Annotated in this window: 10 protein-coding genes; 6 read left to right on the top strand and 4 right to left on the bottom strand. The window is 69.6% G+C overall.

What is annotated here, in order from left to right:
- Positions 1 to 187: 187 nt before the first annotated feature.
- Both HWD99_RS15475 and HWD99_RS15470 read left to right on the top strand, forming a co-directional pair.
- Positions 188 to 1,474 carry an MFS transporter gene (locus HWD99_RS15475; RefSeq protein ID WP_241797085.1) on the top strand — a complete coding sequence of 429 codons (1,287 nt, stop codon included), beginning with the start codon at positions 188 to 190 and terminating at the stop codon, positions 1,472 to 1,474.
- Between the two features lie 17 nt (positions 1,475 to 1,491).
- A complete protein-coding gene (locus HWD99_RS15470) occupies positions 1,492 to 4,107 on the top strand; it encodes an alpha-L-rhamnosidase (RefSeq protein ID WP_241797084.1) in 2,616 nt (871 codons plus the stop codon).
- 7 nt (positions 4,108 to 4,114) lie between these two features.
- Here the strand turns inward: HWD99_RS15470 and HWD99_RS15465 are convergent, their stop codons facing one another.
- The 3 genes from HWD99_RS15465 to valS form a co-directional block, all read right to left on the bottom strand.
- Positions 4,115 to 6,166 carry a M3 family metallopeptidase gene (locus HWD99_RS15465; protein ID WP_241797083.1) on the bottom strand — a complete coding sequence of 684 codons (2,052 nt, stop codon included), beginning with the start codon at positions 6,164 to 6,166 and terminating at the stop codon, positions 4,115 to 4,117.
- Positions 6,167 to 6,259: 93 nt separating this feature from the next.
- Positions 6,260 to 6,475: a hypothetical protein gene (locus HWD99_RS15460; RefSeq protein ID WP_241797082.1), complete on the bottom strand. Its 216-nt coding sequence runs from the start codon at positions 6,473 to 6,475 to the stop codon at positions 6,260 to 6,262.
- Positions 6,475 to 9,069, bottom strand: a complete 2,595-nt coding sequence (gene valS, locus HWD99_RS15455; RefSeq protein ID WP_241797081.1) for a valine--tRNA ligase — start codon at positions 9,067 to 9,069, stop codon at positions 6,475 to 6,477. Before valS ends, HWD99_RS15460 begins: the two co-directional genes overlap by 1 nt.
- Positions 9,070 to 9,273: 204 nt before the next feature.
- Here valS and HWD99_RS15450 point away from each other — a divergent pair, with 204 nt between their 5' ends.
- The 4 genes from HWD99_RS15450 (at position 9,274) to HWD99_RS15435 (ending at position 14,243) form a co-directional block, all read left to right on the top strand.
- Positions 9,274 to 10,884: an ABC transporter substrate-binding protein gene (locus HWD99_RS15450; RefSeq protein WP_241797080.1), complete on the top strand. Its 1,611-nt coding sequence runs from the start codon at positions 9,274 to 9,276 to the stop codon at positions 10,882 to 10,884.
- Positions 10,885 to 10,987: 103 nt separating this feature from the next.
- A complete protein-coding gene (locus tag HWD99_RS15445) occupies positions 10,988 to 11,929 on the top strand; it encodes an ABC transporter permease (RefSeq protein ID WP_241797079.1) in 942 nt (313 codons plus the stop codon).
- Entirely contained in the window at positions 11,926 to 12,738 is an 813-nt protein-coding gene (locus HWD99_RS15440; RefSeq protein ID WP_241797078.1) for an ABC transporter permease, read from the top strand. Before HWD99_RS15445 ends, HWD99_RS15440 begins: the two co-directional genes overlap by 4 nt.
- Positions 12,735 to 14,243, top strand: coding sequence for an ABC transporter ATP-binding protein (locus tag HWD99_RS15435; protein WP_241797077.1), 1,509 nt, complete (start codon positions 12,735 to 12,737; stop codon positions 14,241 to 14,243). Before HWD99_RS15440 ends, HWD99_RS15435 begins: the two co-directional genes overlap by 4 nt.
- Here the strand turns inward: HWD99_RS15435 and HWD99_RS15430 are convergent.
- Positions 14,233 to 14,883: a pentapeptide repeat-containing protein gene (locus tag HWD99_RS15430; RefSeq protein WP_241797076.1), complete on the bottom strand. Its 651-nt coding sequence runs from the start codon at positions 14,881 to 14,883 to the stop codon at positions 14,233 to 14,235. The genes HWD99_RS15435 and HWD99_RS15430 overlap by 11 nt on opposite strands.
- Between the last annotated feature and the right edge of the window lie 242 nt (positions 14,884 to 15,125).

The following is a 15,125-nucleotide window of genomic DNA, read 5'->3' as shown; positions in this document are numbered from 1 at the left end:
GAGATCGCGCCGTAGACCCCCGCGGGTCGCGCCGCCGCGCGGCGGCGCTCCCGGCAGCGAGCGCTCGGGCGCGCGCGCGACGCGAGCTCAAAACCTGAGGGACTTTGGGATTCGTGACTCCTGCTGTTACAGTCGGAGTGCTTGAATCGTTTCACCGCAGTCTTGCTTGCGGCTTCAAAGGAGAATCGTGAACACATCGCTGACCAAAGGCCGCGCCTGGTGGATCGCCATCGTCGCCGGCATGGCATCGTTCCTCGACGCGGCGGCGATCGCCGGCACGGGCACAGGTCTGCTGCTCTTCCAGCAGGAGTTCGGCTTCGGGGCGGACGTCTTCGGGCAGTTGTCCGCGATCCTCACCTTCACGATCGCCGTCGGCGCCCTGGCCGGTGGATTCCTCAGCGATCGCTTCGGGCGTCGCCGCGTGTTCACGGTCACGGTGGCGATGTTCGCGATCGGTGCGCTGGTACTCGCGCTCGCACCGGCCACAGGCGCGCTCTACCTCGGCATGCTGCTGGTCGGCCTCGCCGCCGGCGCCGACCTGCCGGCCTCGATGGCGATGATCGCCGAGAGTGCTCCGGAAGGCAGCAAGGGCAAGATGGTCGCCTTCTCCCACATCCTCTGGATGGCCGGAGTCCTCGCCGTGGTCTTCATCGGCGTCCTGGTGGGCGGCATGGGCGGCACCGGTGCGCGCATCCTGTACGGCATCCTCGCCGCGATCGCACTCCTCACCATCGTCGCGCGCGCCGGTCTTCCCGAGTCCGGAGAATGGCAGCGCGCGCGTACCGGCACGATCGTCACCGCAACAGGCGCAGAGGCGTCGGCGGCATCGTCGGGTGGCGCGAAGGCGCTGTTGGCTTCGGGGTTCCTCGTGCCGCTCGTCGCGCTGACGCTCTTCTACGCGATCGCGAACATCCCCGCGAACACGAACGGGCAGTTCTCGGCATACCTGTACGTCAACGCGGCGGGAACCGATGTCTCCACCGCGAACCTCTTCGGGCTCATCGGTATCGGCGTGTCCCTCATCGGGAATCTCACGCTCATGCGCCTCGTCGACACGAAGTACCGCATGCTCGGATTCGTCATCGGGCTCGCGCTGTCTGTCATCGGGTTCCTCATCCCCGTCCTCGCCGGGGTCTCCGTCTCCACGCTCGTCGCGATGGGCGTGTTCTACGCTCTCGGCGGAGCGATCGCCGGTGAGCCGATGTTCAAGGTCTGGGCTCAGGAGCTGTTCCCGACCCTCCACCGCAGCACCGCACAGGGGATCGCCATCGCGGCCACCCGTGTCGTCGCGGCCGTCGTCGCCCTGTTCACCCCGATGATCATCACCGCGGGCGCCAGTTCGATGTTCGTCCTGCTGATCGTGACGACGGTGGTCGCGGGTCTGATCGGCCTGCTGTGGATTCCGCGGCTGCCGCGCGCACGCACCGTCGAGAGCGCTGAAGCCGCCGAGTCCGCCACGGCCGGCGTCTCCTGAGCGGCGGGCGACTCGACATGATCACTTCCGTTCCCGCACCGCAGCGTCCGACTCTCGAGCACCACGCCGACGGACGCCTGGGCATCGTGCACCGCGCTCCGAGGATCAGCTGGACGCTGTCGGATGCCCCGCGGGGATACGCGCAGCGGGCGTATCGACTCGAGCTCACTCGCAGCGTTCCGGGTGGCGAGACCACGACGAGCGTGTTCGAGCGGACGGAGTCCGCGCAGATCCTGGTCCCCTGGCCCGACAGCCCCCTCTCGTCGCGCGAGCGGGTCGCCGTGAGGGTCGCCGTGTCCGACGGTACGGAGTGGAGTCCCTGGAGCGAGGCCGGCTGGGTCGAGGCAGGGCTCTTCGATGCCGCGGACTGGCAGGCGGAGTTCATCGGCGGATCGTGGCCGGAGACATCCGCGCCCGAGGAGCGTCGCCCGTCGCGAGTGCGCACCGATCTGCACCTCGAGGGCGGCGTGGCGTGGGCCCGGTTGCGGTTGACCGCCCATGGCCTCGCCGAAGCGGAGATCAACGGCGTGCGCGTCGGAGACGAGGAGCTCACGCCGGGGTGGACGAGCTACCGGCACAGGCTGCCCGTGGCGACGTTCGATGTGACGGACATGCTCGTTCCCGGGGACAACGCGATCGGCGTCTGGCTGTCGGATGGCTGGTGGCGCGGGCACCTCGGCTTCGAAGGCGGACGCTGGGACGTCTACGGTGACGACCTCTCGGCCTTCGTGCAGCTCGAGGTTCTGTTCGACGACGGCACCTTCCACATCCATGGATCGGACGCGACCTGGCAGGCGGGCTTCGGCCCTGTGCTCTCGAGCGGCCTGTATGCGGGGGAGAGCGTGGATCTGACCCGCCACGACCCGTCGTGGTCGACGCCGGGGTGGACGGATGAGGACTGGACGCCCGTCTCGGTATCCTCCGCGGACACGAGTGTGCTCGTCGGTGCGGAGGCACCGCCGGTGCGCTGCACGGCCGAGCTCCCGCCCGTGCGCACCGAGATTCGCGAGGAGGGCCGGGTGCTTCTGGACTTCGGTCAGAATCACTCCGGGCGCCTGCGGCTGCGCCTGCCCGCCTCGCGCGGAACGGAGATCGTCATCCGCCATGCGGAGGTGCTGCAGGACGGCGACATCTACACCAGGACGCTGCGCCATGCCCGTGCCGAGGATCGCGTCGTGCTCTCCGACACCTCGATGGAGTGGGAGCCGCGAGGAACGATCCACGGGTTCCGCTACGTGGAGATCAGCGGGTGGCCGGGCGAGATCGCCGATGGCGATGTCGTCTCGCGGGTGCTGCACACCGACATGGAGCGCACGGGGTGGTTCCGGTCGTCGCACGCCGCAGTGAATCGTCTGCACGAGAACGCGGTCTGGAGCCTGCGGTCCAACTTCGTCAGCATCCCCACCGACTGCCCGCAGCGCGATGAGCGACTCGGATGGACGGGTGACCTGCAGGTGTTCGCCCCTACCGCGGCGTTCCTCTACGACGTGACGGGGATGCTGGGGTCCTGGTTGCAGGATCTCGCGGACGAACAGGACGACCTCGGCACCGTGCCGCTCTGGGTGCCGTTCGTCGCCCTCGAGCCGTGGAGCAGCTTCCCGGCGTCGCCGATGGCGGTGTGGAGCGACGTCGCGGTACTCGCGCCGGACACGCTTCATGAGCGGACCGGCGACACGGCCGTGCTGCGACGTCAGTGGAGAAGCGGGTTGGCGTGGATCGCCGAGTCCCTCGCGGGCGCCGGTGACTCGCTGATCGTCGACGGCGGCTTCCAGCTCGGGGACTGGCTCGATCCGTCCGCGCCTCCGGAGAGCCCGATGCAGGCCGTGACTCCGTCGTCGCTCGTGGCCAGCGCCTACCTGGTCCACAGCCTGCGGCGGCTCACCGCGATCGGCCGGGTGCTCGGCGAGGAGCGGGAGGTCGACCGTCTCGACGATCTGGCCGTCCGCGCGGCCGCAGCGTTCCGAGCCCGCTTCCTCGATGCGGACGGGAGCCCGGTCGTGGTGACGCAGACCGCGCTCGCCCTCATCACCGTGTTCGACCTGTGGCCCGACGACGCTGCCGCGAAGGCGGGGACGCGTCGGCTCGCTGAACTCGTGCAGGAGAACGACGGGCGCGTCGCGACCGGATTCGCGGGCACGAACGTCATCTCGGATGCGCTGTCGCTGGGCGGTCACGACGCCGCGGCCTACCGACTGCTGGAGGCCGACGAGAACCCGTCGTGGCTCTACACCGTCGCCATGGGTGCGACCACCATCTGGGAGCGGTGGGACTCGATGCTGCCGGACGGCACGGTGAATCCCGGCGACATGACCTCGTTCAACCACTACGCCCTGGGCGCGGTCGCAGACTGGATGCATCGACGGGTGGCGGGTCTCGCGCCCGGCGAACCGGGCTACCGGAGGATCCGCTTCGCACCGAGGCCCGGGGGCTCGTTCACCTCGGCCGGTGCGACGCACCGAACGCCCTACGGCGAGGCGTCGATCGACTGGGTGCGGCGAGACGGAGAGCTCGATCTCACCATCCGCGTGCCTGTCGGTGCGGTCGGCGACCTCGAGCTTCCCGGTGGCGAGACGAGGATTCTGGGGCACGGACTCCACGCCCTCAGCGTCCCGGCACCGCTCTCCGGCGACTAGTGACCGCTCACCGGTCGAGCCCGCGCCTCTTCAGCAGGGGAGCGATCTCGGCATCGCGCCCGCGGAAGTCACGGTAGGCGTCGAGCGGGTCCTTCGACCCGCCGACTCCCAGCAGGCGTGCACGGAACCGGTCGCCGTTCTCGCGTGTGAGGCCGCCGTTCTCCCGGAACCAGTCGACGGTGTCGGCGTCGAGCACCTCGCTCCAGATGTAGGAGTAGTAACCCGCGCTGTACCCGCCGGAGAACACGTGTGCGAAGTAGGTCGAAGAGTAGCGTGTCGGCACGGCGGGGTCGTCCAGGCCGATGTCGGCGAGCGCCGCGGCTTCGAAGGCCGCGACATCGTCGATCGCGGCGTCGGGTCCTCCGCGGTGCCACGCCTGATCGAGCCAGGCCGCAGCGAGGTACTCGCTCGTGTCGTGACCCTGGTTGAAGGTCTCCGTCGCGCGGAGCCGCTCGACGATCGCGGCGTCGAGCGGCTCGCCCGTCTCGTGGTGGCGGGCGTAGTTGTCCAGCACCTCGGGCCAGAGGATCCACATCTCGTTGACCTGACTGGGGAACTCGACGAAGTCGCGGAACACGTTGGTGCCGGAGAAGTGCGGATACGTCACCACGGCGAACAGACCGTGCAGGGCGTGACCGAACTCATGGAACAGGGTGGTGACCTCGTCGAGCGTCAGCAGCGTCGGCTCCCCGTCGCCGGGGAGCGCGACGTTGAGGTTGTTGACGACCACGGGCAGCGTGCCACGCAGGCGCGACTGGCTGACGAGCGGATTCATCCAGGCGCCGCCGCGCTTCGAATCGCGGGTGTACAGATCGAGCACGTACAGACCGACCGCCGTCCCGTCGGCGTCGTGCACCTCGAAGACGCGCGCACCAGGGTGGTAGGCGGTGAGGTCGGCGCGTTCGGTGAAGGTCACGCCGTAGAGCTGCGTGGCGGCGAAGAACACGCCGTCCTGCAGGACCCGCTCGGCCTCGAACCAGGGGCGCAGCGCCCCGGTGTCGATCGAATACCGGGCGGTGCGCACCTTCTCGGTGTAGAACGCCCAGTCGTGGGCCTCGACCGTGAACGGCGTGTCCTCCGTCTCGTCGACGATGGCCCGCAGTGCGTCTCTCTCGGCGCGCGCGTTGCGTGCCGACGGTGCGGCGAGCTCGCGCAGCATCCGTTCGACAGCCTCGGGAGTCCTCGCCGTCTCGTCTGCCGTGACGTAGGCCGCGTGCGAGTCGTAGCCGAGGATCGCTGCGCGCTCGGCGCGGAGCCGCGCGATCTCGCGCAGCACCGGGCCGTTGTCGTTCGCGTTGTCCCGCGACGCCCGCGCGCGCGATGCATCCATGATGCGCCGCCGTGACTCGCGGTCCCGCAGCTGTGCGAGGGAGGGGTGGCCGGTGAACAGCGGCAGCGAGACGAGGAACTTCCCGTCGAGACCGCGTTCTGCGGCGGAGCGGGATGCGGCCGAGAGCTCGCCCGAGCTGAGCCCGGCGAGTTCGTCAGCGGAGTCGAACACGACCGCGAGGTCGTTCGTGTCGTTCAGGAGATTGCGTTCGAACGCGGTGCTGAGGGTCGACAGCTGCTGATTGAGTGCGGTGAGACGGCGCTTGGCGTCGTCATCGAGGCCGGCGCCCGCGTGGGTCATCTCCCGGTGGTGGCGTTCGACGAGGTATCGCTGCTCGTCGTCGAGGTCGAGGTCCGCGAGCTGCGCATGCACCTGCTGCACTCGCCAGTACAGTGCCGCGTCGAGAGCGATGGCGTCGGTGTGGGCGGCCATCAGGGGCGCGAGCTGCTCGTCGACCGCTTGGATCTCGGGCGTCGCATCGGCCGAACTCACCGTGTAGAACGCGTGGGCCACGCGATCGAGCATCTCTCCCGACCGTTCGATCGCCTCGATCGTGTTCTCGAACGTCGGCATGGAACGCACCATCGTGATGCGTGCGATCTCGCGGAGGTGCTCGTCGAATGCCGTCCGGAAGGCGGGCAGATAGTGATCGGGTCTGATCGCGCTGTAGTCGGGGAGCCCGTAGGGCAGTTCTGACGGCTGGAGCAGCGGGTTCGAGGCGTCGGTCATGGCTCGAGCCTAATCACCGGCGTCGCCGGACGACCGAGACCCTCCGTCGCCGAGGGCAGCGGAGGGTCTCGTCAGGGACTGCGGCGGACCGGATCAGTCCTGGAACGGGCGGGCGATCACGTCACCGGTCGAGGTCTGCACGACCTCCCAGCCCGCATCGAGCTCGGCGATCGCGCGGCCTTCGAGCCACGTGAGCGTCCAGTGGCCGACGAGGCCGCGCGACTCGACCTCGGCGATCGCCGGTCGCAGAAGCGCCGGCACGGATGCCGGCGGCTCGGCGCCGGCGGCCCAGCGCGTGCCCAGCTGCATCAGGCGCCCTCGACCGGGGCGAGCTCGATCGCGGTGACGGCGAACTCCTCGGCCTCCGTGAACTCGAGCTCGGCGATGCGGCCCACGGCACGGAGGTCGTCGGCCGCGGCTCGCAGCGACTCGAGCTTGGCCGCCGGAGCGGCGATGGCCGCACGCGAGACCGGCGTCTTCTGGGAGGCCTTCGCCTCGGTCTTGGCGCGACGGATGCCGATCAGCGCCTCGCTCGCCGCCGACAGCACCGCCGTGTCGCCCTCGATGCCGAGGGGCTCGGGCCACGAGGCGGTGTGCACGGAGCCCTCTTCGAACCACGACCACACCTCCTCGGTCGCGAACGAGATGATCGGGGCGAGCAGACGCAGCAGTGTCGACAGTGCCAGGCGCAGCGCGAGGGCCGCGGACGCCTGACCGGTGTCGTTCTGGTTGTACGCGCGCTCCTTCACGAGCTCGAGGTAGTCGTCGCAGAACGTCCAGAAGAACGCCTCGGTGACTTCGAGTGCCTTCGCCTGGTCGTAGTTCTCGAACGCCCTGGTGGCCTCGACGATCACGGCGTCGAGGGCCGTCAGCATCGATGCGTCGAGCGCGTGGGTGACCTGTGCGCCCTCGGGCACCGGGAACGACAGCACGAACTTCGCCGCGTTGAGCACCTTGATCGCGAGGCGGCGGCCGATCTTGACCTGCGTCGGGTTCTGCGGGTCGAAGGCAGCGTCCATGCCCAGACGGCTGGACGCGGCCCAGTAGCGGACCGCATCCGACCCGTGGGTCTCGAGGATGTCGGCCGGGGTCACGACGTTGCCCTTCGACTTCGACATCTTCTTGCGGTCGGGGTCGACGATGAAGCCGGAGATCGCGGCATTCCGCCACGGTGAGCGGCCGTCTTCGAGAGTCGAGCGCAGCATGGTCGAGAAGAGCCAGGTGCGGATGATGTCCTGACCCTGCGGACGCAGGTCGAACGGAGCCGTGAGCTGCCACAGCTCCTCATCGCGCTGCCATCCGCCGGCGAGCTGAGGCGTCAGCGACGAGGTCGCCCAGGTGTCGAGGATGTCCGCCTCGGCTTCGAAGCCGCCGGCTGCACCCCGCTGGTCTTCGGTGTATCCCGCCGGAACGTCGGTGGTCGGGTCGATGGGGAGCGACGCGTGGTCGGGGGCGAGCACGCGGTCGTAGTCGCGGTCGCCGTTCTCGTCGAGTCCGTACCAGAGCGGGATCGGCACGCCGAAGAAGCGCTGGCGCGACACCAGCCAGTCTCCGGTGAGCCCGCCGACCCAGTTCTCGTAGCGCACGCGCATGAACTCCGGATGCCACGCGAGCTCGGTGCCGTGTGCGAGCAGCTCGTCACGGAGCTTCGCATCGCGGGCGCCGTTGCGGATGTACCACTGCCGCGTCGACACGATCTCGAGCGGACGGTCGCCCTTCTCGAAGAACTTCACCGCGTGGTTGAAAGGCTTGCCGACCGCGGTCATGTCGCCGGTCTCCTGCAGCTTCTCGACGATCGCCTTGCGGGCGGAGAACACGGTCTTGCCTGCGAGCTCCGTCTCGTACCACTCGATGGCCTCGGCGTTCGCGACGATCGAGGGCGCGGACGGCAGGAAACGGCCGTCGAGGCCGATCGTGGTCATGTTCGGGAGATCCGCCCCGGCGGCGGTGCGCAGCTCGCGCCACCAGATGATGTCGGTCACGTCGCCGAAGGTGCAGACCATGGCGGCGCCCGTGCCCTTGTCGGGCTGGGCGAGGTGGTGGCCGTGGATCTCGATCTCGGCGCCGAAGAACGGCGTGCGCACCTTCGTGCCGATCAGATCCTTGTGCGGCCCCTCGGGGTGCGTCACGATCGCGATGCAGGCCGGCAGCAGTTCGGGACGCGTCGTCTCGATCGTGATCGAGCCCGAGCCGTCCGCGAACGGGAAGTCGATGGTGTGGTACGCGGCCTGCTGGTCGCGGTCCTCGAGTTCGGCCTGCGCGATGGCGGAGCGGAAGTCGATGTCCCACAGGGTCGGCGCGAGGGACTGGCAGGCCTCGCCGCGCTCGAGGTTGCGCAGGAAAGCCAGCTGGCTCTGCCGGATCGTGTCGTCGGAGATCGTGCGATACGTCTGCGTCCAGTCGACGCTGAGGCCGAGCTGGCGGAAGAGAGCCTCGAACTGCTTCTCGTCTTCGATCGTGAGGCGCTCGCACAGCTCGATGAAGTTGCGACGGCTGATCGGCACCTGGTCGGCGGCGCGGCTGGACTTGTTGTCGCCGCCCTCGAACGGCGGCGTGAAGTCGTCCTGGTAGGGAAGCGTCGGGTCGCAGCGCACGCCGTAGTAGTTCTGGACGCGGCGCTCGGTGGGCAGACCGTTGTCGTCCCAGCCCATCGGGTAGAAGACGGTCTTGCCGCGCATGCGCTCGAATCGCGCCTTGACGTCGGTGTGCGTGTACGAGAACACGTGACCGATGTGCAGGCTGCCGGATGCCGTCGGCGGAGGAGTGTCGATCGAGTAGACACCCTCACGGCCGGACTGCGCGGCGCGGAGACGATCGAACAGGTAGGTCCCCTGCTCGGACCACGTCTCTCCCCACTTCGCTTCGAGGCCTTCGAGCACGGGCTTGTCGGGAATCACGGACATGGAGGTCTCCTCGAGCGATGTATGCGGCACTGTGTGAGCGTGCCTGAGTGTGGGTTGTGCCCCACAGTCTAATCGCGTCCCACGGATGTGGAGTTCCGCCGTGTCCCGAGCGAGCGCCGGTGCGTCCGCGGGGATCTAGAATTGGATCGAGTCCAAGAACTGATGCATCCGCGTCGTCTCCCGCATTCCCTCCCGAGGAACAGCATGCCCATCTCCTTCCTGCGCCGCGCGATCCCGCTCGGCGCCACCGTCGCCGTGAGCGCACTCCTTCTCAGCTCCTGCGCCGCACCGTCATCCGAGTCCGAGGGCGGCGAGCTCGTCTGGTCGATCGAGGGTGCGAACCTGTCGGCCGGCCACATGGACCCGCAGGTCAGCCAGCTGGACGTCTCGGGGATGGTGCAGCGAGCGGTGCTCGACTCCCTGGTGTTCCAGGAGGACGACGGCTCGTTCGTGCCGTGGCTCGCGAAGGACTGGAAGGTCTCGGACGACAGCACCGAGTACACGTTCACGCTGCGTGACGACGTCACCTTCACCGACGGCGAGCCGTTCGACGCCGAAGCGGTCAAGGCGAACTTCGATCGCATCGTCGACCCCGAGACGGAGTCGGCGCAGGCGGCGTCCATGCTGGGCGCGGACTTCTACGAGGGCACCGAGGTGGTCGACGACCACACGGTGAAGGTCAGCTTCACCCAGCCCTATGCGCCGTTCCTCCAGGCGGCGAGCACTCCGCAGCTCGGCTTCTACTCGCCGGCGGTCCTCGCCGATTCCGCCGACCAGCTGAAGGCCGGGGGTCCCGGGGTCACGGTCGGCACCGGTCCGTACGAGCTGACCGAGTACACGCCGGATCAGGAACTCGTCTACACGCGCAACGACGACTACGCCTGGGGCCCGCACGGCGAGGAGGCGCCGACGGTCGAGACCCTGCGCGTCGAGATCCAGCCGGAGGCGTCCGTGCGCACGGGCGTCGTGCAGAGCGGCGAGGCGGATCTCGCGAGCAACATCCCGCCGAACCTCGCGGGTGACCTCGGCGACGGCATCACGGTCGACTCGATCGAGTACCCGGGACTGCCCTACTCGCTGTACCTCAACGAGAAGAACGGCGTCTTCGCCGATGAGAAGGTGCGCCAGGCGTTCGCGCGCGGGATCGACATCGATGCGGCGGTCGAGGAGATCTTCTTCGACCAGTTCCCCCGTGCGTGGAGCGTGCTCGGATCGACCACGCCCGGATACGACGCGTCTCTCGAGGGCACCTGGGCGTTCGATCAGAGCGCGGCGAACGCGCTGCTCGACGACGCCGGGTGGACCGAGCGCGACACCGACGGCATCCGCATGAAGGACGGGCAGCGTCTGTCCGCCCGGTGGATCGCCTGGACGCCGGTCCCCGATGACAGGGCGGCTCTCGCCAACGCGATCCAGTCCGACCTCACGGGGATCGGCTTCGAGGTCGTCCGCGAGGTCCTCGAGCCCGGCGCGTACAACGAGCAGTACGGCCCGAAGACGTTCGATCTCACCGACTGGGGATTCTCCGGCGTCGACCCGGACTTCCTGCGCGCGCACCTGCACACCGATGGATTCCAGAACGCCTCGCAGGTCACGGACCCCGAGATCGACACCCTGCTCGACCAGGCCGTCGCGTCGAGCGATCAGGACCAGCGCAACGCGATCTACACGCAGCTGCAGGAGTGGAATGCCGAGTACACGGCCATCGTGCCGCTCTACAGCCCGTCGGCCATCACCGCGGTGGGCGAGCGCGTCAGCGGTCTCGACTACGACCTGTACGGGCGCCCGCTGTTCTACGACGTGAGCGTCGGCTGACGCCTGCGTCGTCGAGCGCCCTCCGGTCCATCGCTGCGGTATCGTTCGTGAGCGAGCGCCGCGGGCCGCAGGGCGCTCAGGAACTCTCGAGAGGGCGCGAACGGTGAAGGCAGCGCTCATCCGCATCGCCGGCCTCGCGGCATCCGTCGTGATCGTGCTCTGGGGCGCGGCGACCCTGGTGTTCCTCGCGTTCCGCGTGGTCCCCGGCGACCCGGTGTCGGTGATGCTCGGACCGCAGGCGCAGGTCAGCGAGGCCGTCAAGGACGGCATCCGCGCCGAACTCGGTCTCGATCGTCCGCCCCTCGAGCAGTACGTCGCGTTCATCGGGCAGCTCGCGCGGGGAGACCTGGGCGAGTCGTACCAGCTGCGCATGCCCGTGACCGAGGTCATCGGCCGCCAGCTCGGCGCGACGCTGCAGTTGTCCGCGCTGGCCCTCGTGATCGCCGTGCTGCTCGCACTGGCCGTCGCTCTGCTCGTACGCGGTCGGGTCGGGCGCGCTGTCGCCGCGGGCGTCGAACTCGTCATCCTGTCGTCGCCGGTGTTCTGGATCGGGCTGATCCTGCTGAGCGTCTTCGCCTTCGGTCTCGGGTGGTTCCCCGTGTCGGGCGCCCGGAACCCGGCGACGATCGTGCTGCCGGCGATCACCCTGGCGCTGCCGGTGGCGGCGCTGCTCAGTCAGGTGCTGCGCGACGGTCTCGTGCAGGCCGAGCGGATGCCGTTCGCCGAGACCGTGCGTGCACGAGGAGCGGGTCCCTCGTGGTTCACGCTGCGCCACGGCCTGCGCCACGGAGCCGCCAATGCGGTGACCCTGGCGGCCTATCTGACCGGATCGGTGCTCGGAGGAGCCGTGCTCGTCGAGACGGTGTTCGCCCGTGCAGGTCTCGGCCGCGTGACCCTCGCGGCCATCACCAACCGCGATCTTCCCGTGATCACCGGCATCATCCTGCTCAGCGCCCTCGTCTTCGTGGCCGTGAACCTCGTGATCGAGCTGCTGCATCCGCTCATCGATCCCCGTCTGCGGGCCGAACGCGGAGGTGGGCGATGAGGCGCGCTCAGGTCGTGCTGCTCTGGTGCGCGGTCGCCGTGCTGTTGGTGCTCGCCTTCGCCGCGGCCTTCCCCGGAGTCCTCGCCACGCACGACCCGCTGCAGACCGATGTGCGTGCGTCGCTGCAGCCGCCCAGCGCCGAACACCTCTTCGGCACCGACCAGAGCGGCCGTGACGTCTACTCCCGGGTGGTTCACGGGGCCGGGCGCTCGGTCGGCATCGGCCTCCTCGCCACAGGCATCGCGCTCGTGGTCGGGCTTCTCGTCGGAGCCCTCGCGGGACTCGCGCCCCGCGGAGTCGACGCGGCGCTCATGCGAGTGAATGACGTGCTGATGGCATTCCCCGAGTTCCTCGTCGCGCTCGTCGTCGTGGCGGTGCTCGGGCCGGGACCGGTCAACATCGCGATCGCCGTGACACTCGCGGCCGTGCCCGTGTACATCCGCCTCGCCCGAGTGCAGACGCGCACGATGCGCAGTGCGGAGCATGTCGAAGCGGCGCGCATCCTCGGCGTGCGTCCCGTTCCCGCCTTCGTCCGGCATGTGGTGCCCGCCGTGCTCGGCTCCCTCAGCGTCCTCGCGACGATCGGCATCGGATCGAGCATCCTCGCCGCGGCCGGTCTCAGCTTCCTCGGACTCGGCCCGTCGGAGCCGACCCCTGAGTGGGGCCTCATGCTCGCCGGAGGACGCAACGTGCTCGGTCAGGCCTGGTGGGTCGCCGTCTTCCCCGGCATCGCGATCACCCTCACGGTGATCTCCGCGACGATCGTCGGCAGGGTGCTGCGCGCCAGGGCCGAAGGGCGGACGTCATGACCGCGGCGCTGGACCTGGAGGGGCTGCGCATCGACTTCGGCGGTGCGCCGGTGGTCGACGGGGTCTCGATGACGGTGTCGCCCGGCGAGTGCGTCGCCATCGTGGGCGAGTCCGGGGCGGGGAAGTCTCTCACCGCCCGTGCGCTGCTGGGGCTGACGTCCGCAGACGCCCGCGTGAGGTTCGATCGGCTCGTCGTCGACGGAACGGACGTCGCACGGTTCGGGGAACGGCGGTGGCGCGCGCTGCGTGGTGCCGCCATCGCCCTCGTCTCGCAGGATGCTCTCGTGTCGCTCGATCCCCTGCAGCGGGTGGGCTCGGAGATCGCCGAGCCGCTGCGCCTCCACGGCCTCGTGTCGGGGCGAGCGGCGCTGCGCGAGAGGGTGCAGGAGCTGCTGCATCGCGTCTGGATGCCGGATGCCGACCGCAGAGCCCGGCAGTACCCGCACGAGCTGTCCGGCGGACTCCGTCAGCGGGCCCTCATCGCGTCTGCCATCGCCGCCGAGCCGGCCGTCCTCATCGCGGATGAGCCGACCACGGCGCTCGACGCGACGGTGCAGGCTCGGATACTGGGGCTGCTCCGCGAGATCGCCGATGCCGGGACCGCCGTCGTCTTCATCAGCCACGACTTCGCGGCCGTGCGTCGGGTCGCCGATCGGGTGCTGGTCATGCGGGGCGGTGTGGTGGTCGAGTCCGGGGCGGTGGCCGACGTGCTCGAGTCGCCGCAGCACGACTACACCCGGCAGCTGATCGCCGCGACGATGCACGAGCCGCGTACGACCCCGGACGGCGATGCCTCTCCCGTGCTCGTCGTCACGGGCGCGAGCAAGACGTTCGGCGGGAGCACGGCGGTGAGAGAAGCGTCGTTCGCCGTGCCCGAGGGACGCACCCTCGGCATCGTCGGCGAATCCGGCTCGGGCAAGACGACCCTCGCCCGGATGATCGTCGGCGTCGAGCAGCCGGACGACGGAGGGCTCCGCTGGATCGGGGAGCACAGGGTGCAGCTCGTGCACCAGAACCCGCTCGGCGCGTTCGACCCCCGATGGACCATCGGTCGGTCGCTGAGGGAGGCGCTCGCCGCGGGCGGGGTGCCCCGGCGGCACAGGGCGGCGCGCGTCTCGGAACTGCTCGCGGAAGTCGACCTCGACCCCGCGCTCGCGAGACGCCGACCCATCGCCCTCTCGGGCGGGCAGCGTCAGCGTGCGGCGATCGCTCGGGCCCTGGCCGCCGAGCCCGAGGTGCTGGTGCTGGACGAACCCGTGTCGGCTCTGGATCCCTCGGTGCGGGAGCGCGTGCTGCAGCTCCTGCTGCGGCTGCAGCGCGAGCGTCAGCTGACCATGGTCTTCGTGTCCCACGACCTCGACGTCGTCGGTGCCGTCGCCGACGACGTGCTGGTGATGCAGGACGGCGTCATCGTCGAGCAGGGCGCGGTCGCGGATGTCTTCGCCTCGCCGCAGCATCCGTTCACGCAGGAGCTGCTGGAGGCCAACGGCCCGCTCAGTCCGTGACCTGGATGCCGATCCCGGCGGCGAGCACGGAGGCGAGCCCCTGCACCTGGAAGCTGCTCAGGGTCGTGCCGCGGAGGCTGTTCGCATCGAGGAACGCCGACGCGTCGAGCCCGCGCAGGTCGACATGCGTGGCGCGCATGCCCCGGGAGTCGACCTCATCGGTGCGGGTCTCGGTGAAGCGGACCCGGGTGAGCTCGGCCTGGGGCATGTCGATCGTCCGGATGCTGCACGCGGTGATCTCGATGTCCGCGGCACGCACGGCGCCGAGGTTCAGATAGTCGATCCGCACATCGCGGAGCTCCAGCTCGTCGATGCGCGCACTGCTGAGATCGAGCGTCCCGATGCGGCCGCCGCTGATGCGGACGCGACGCACCCCGGCATCCCGCATCCGCAGCGAGGCGATGCGGACACCCGTCATATCGACGTCGATGAGCGTGGCCCCTGTCAGATCGACGCTGTCGGCATCGGCCGTGATGGTGCACTGCTCGAGAGAGGCGTGGGAGAGATCCGCCGCGACCTCGAGGTCGAGTCGTGCCGCGAGGAGGTCGGCACCGCGCCGTGCGGTCGCGGACTCGAACTCACGCGGAAGGTCGGGGGGAGAGACACGGGGAGCCGCAGGGGACTCGGGGGAGCGGGCCATGCTTCGAGGGTAGGGGGTGGGGCGGACAGGCAGTCGCCTCGCCGGCGGGGAGGCGCCCGCGCGTCACCGCGCGTACAATGGAACCCACGAGCTGTGATCCGGACATCGCCGGGGAGCTCTCGGAAGAACGGTCGGCCCCGCACGGGGTGGACTCAGTAGAACCGAGCGGGGCAGGCCCGTCACAGCCGCAGTGAGAGTGGCCCCGCCGTGAGGCGCGGCACGCGAGGTGGTACCGCGGTTCC

It is taken from the genome of Microbacterium sp. C5A9, from assembly GCF_022627955.1.
Classification (GTDB): domain Bacteria; phylum Actinomycetota; class Actinomycetes; order Actinomycetales; family Microbacteriaceae; genus Microbacterium.
This window is presented reverse-complemented; position numbering and strand designations above follow the sequence as displayed.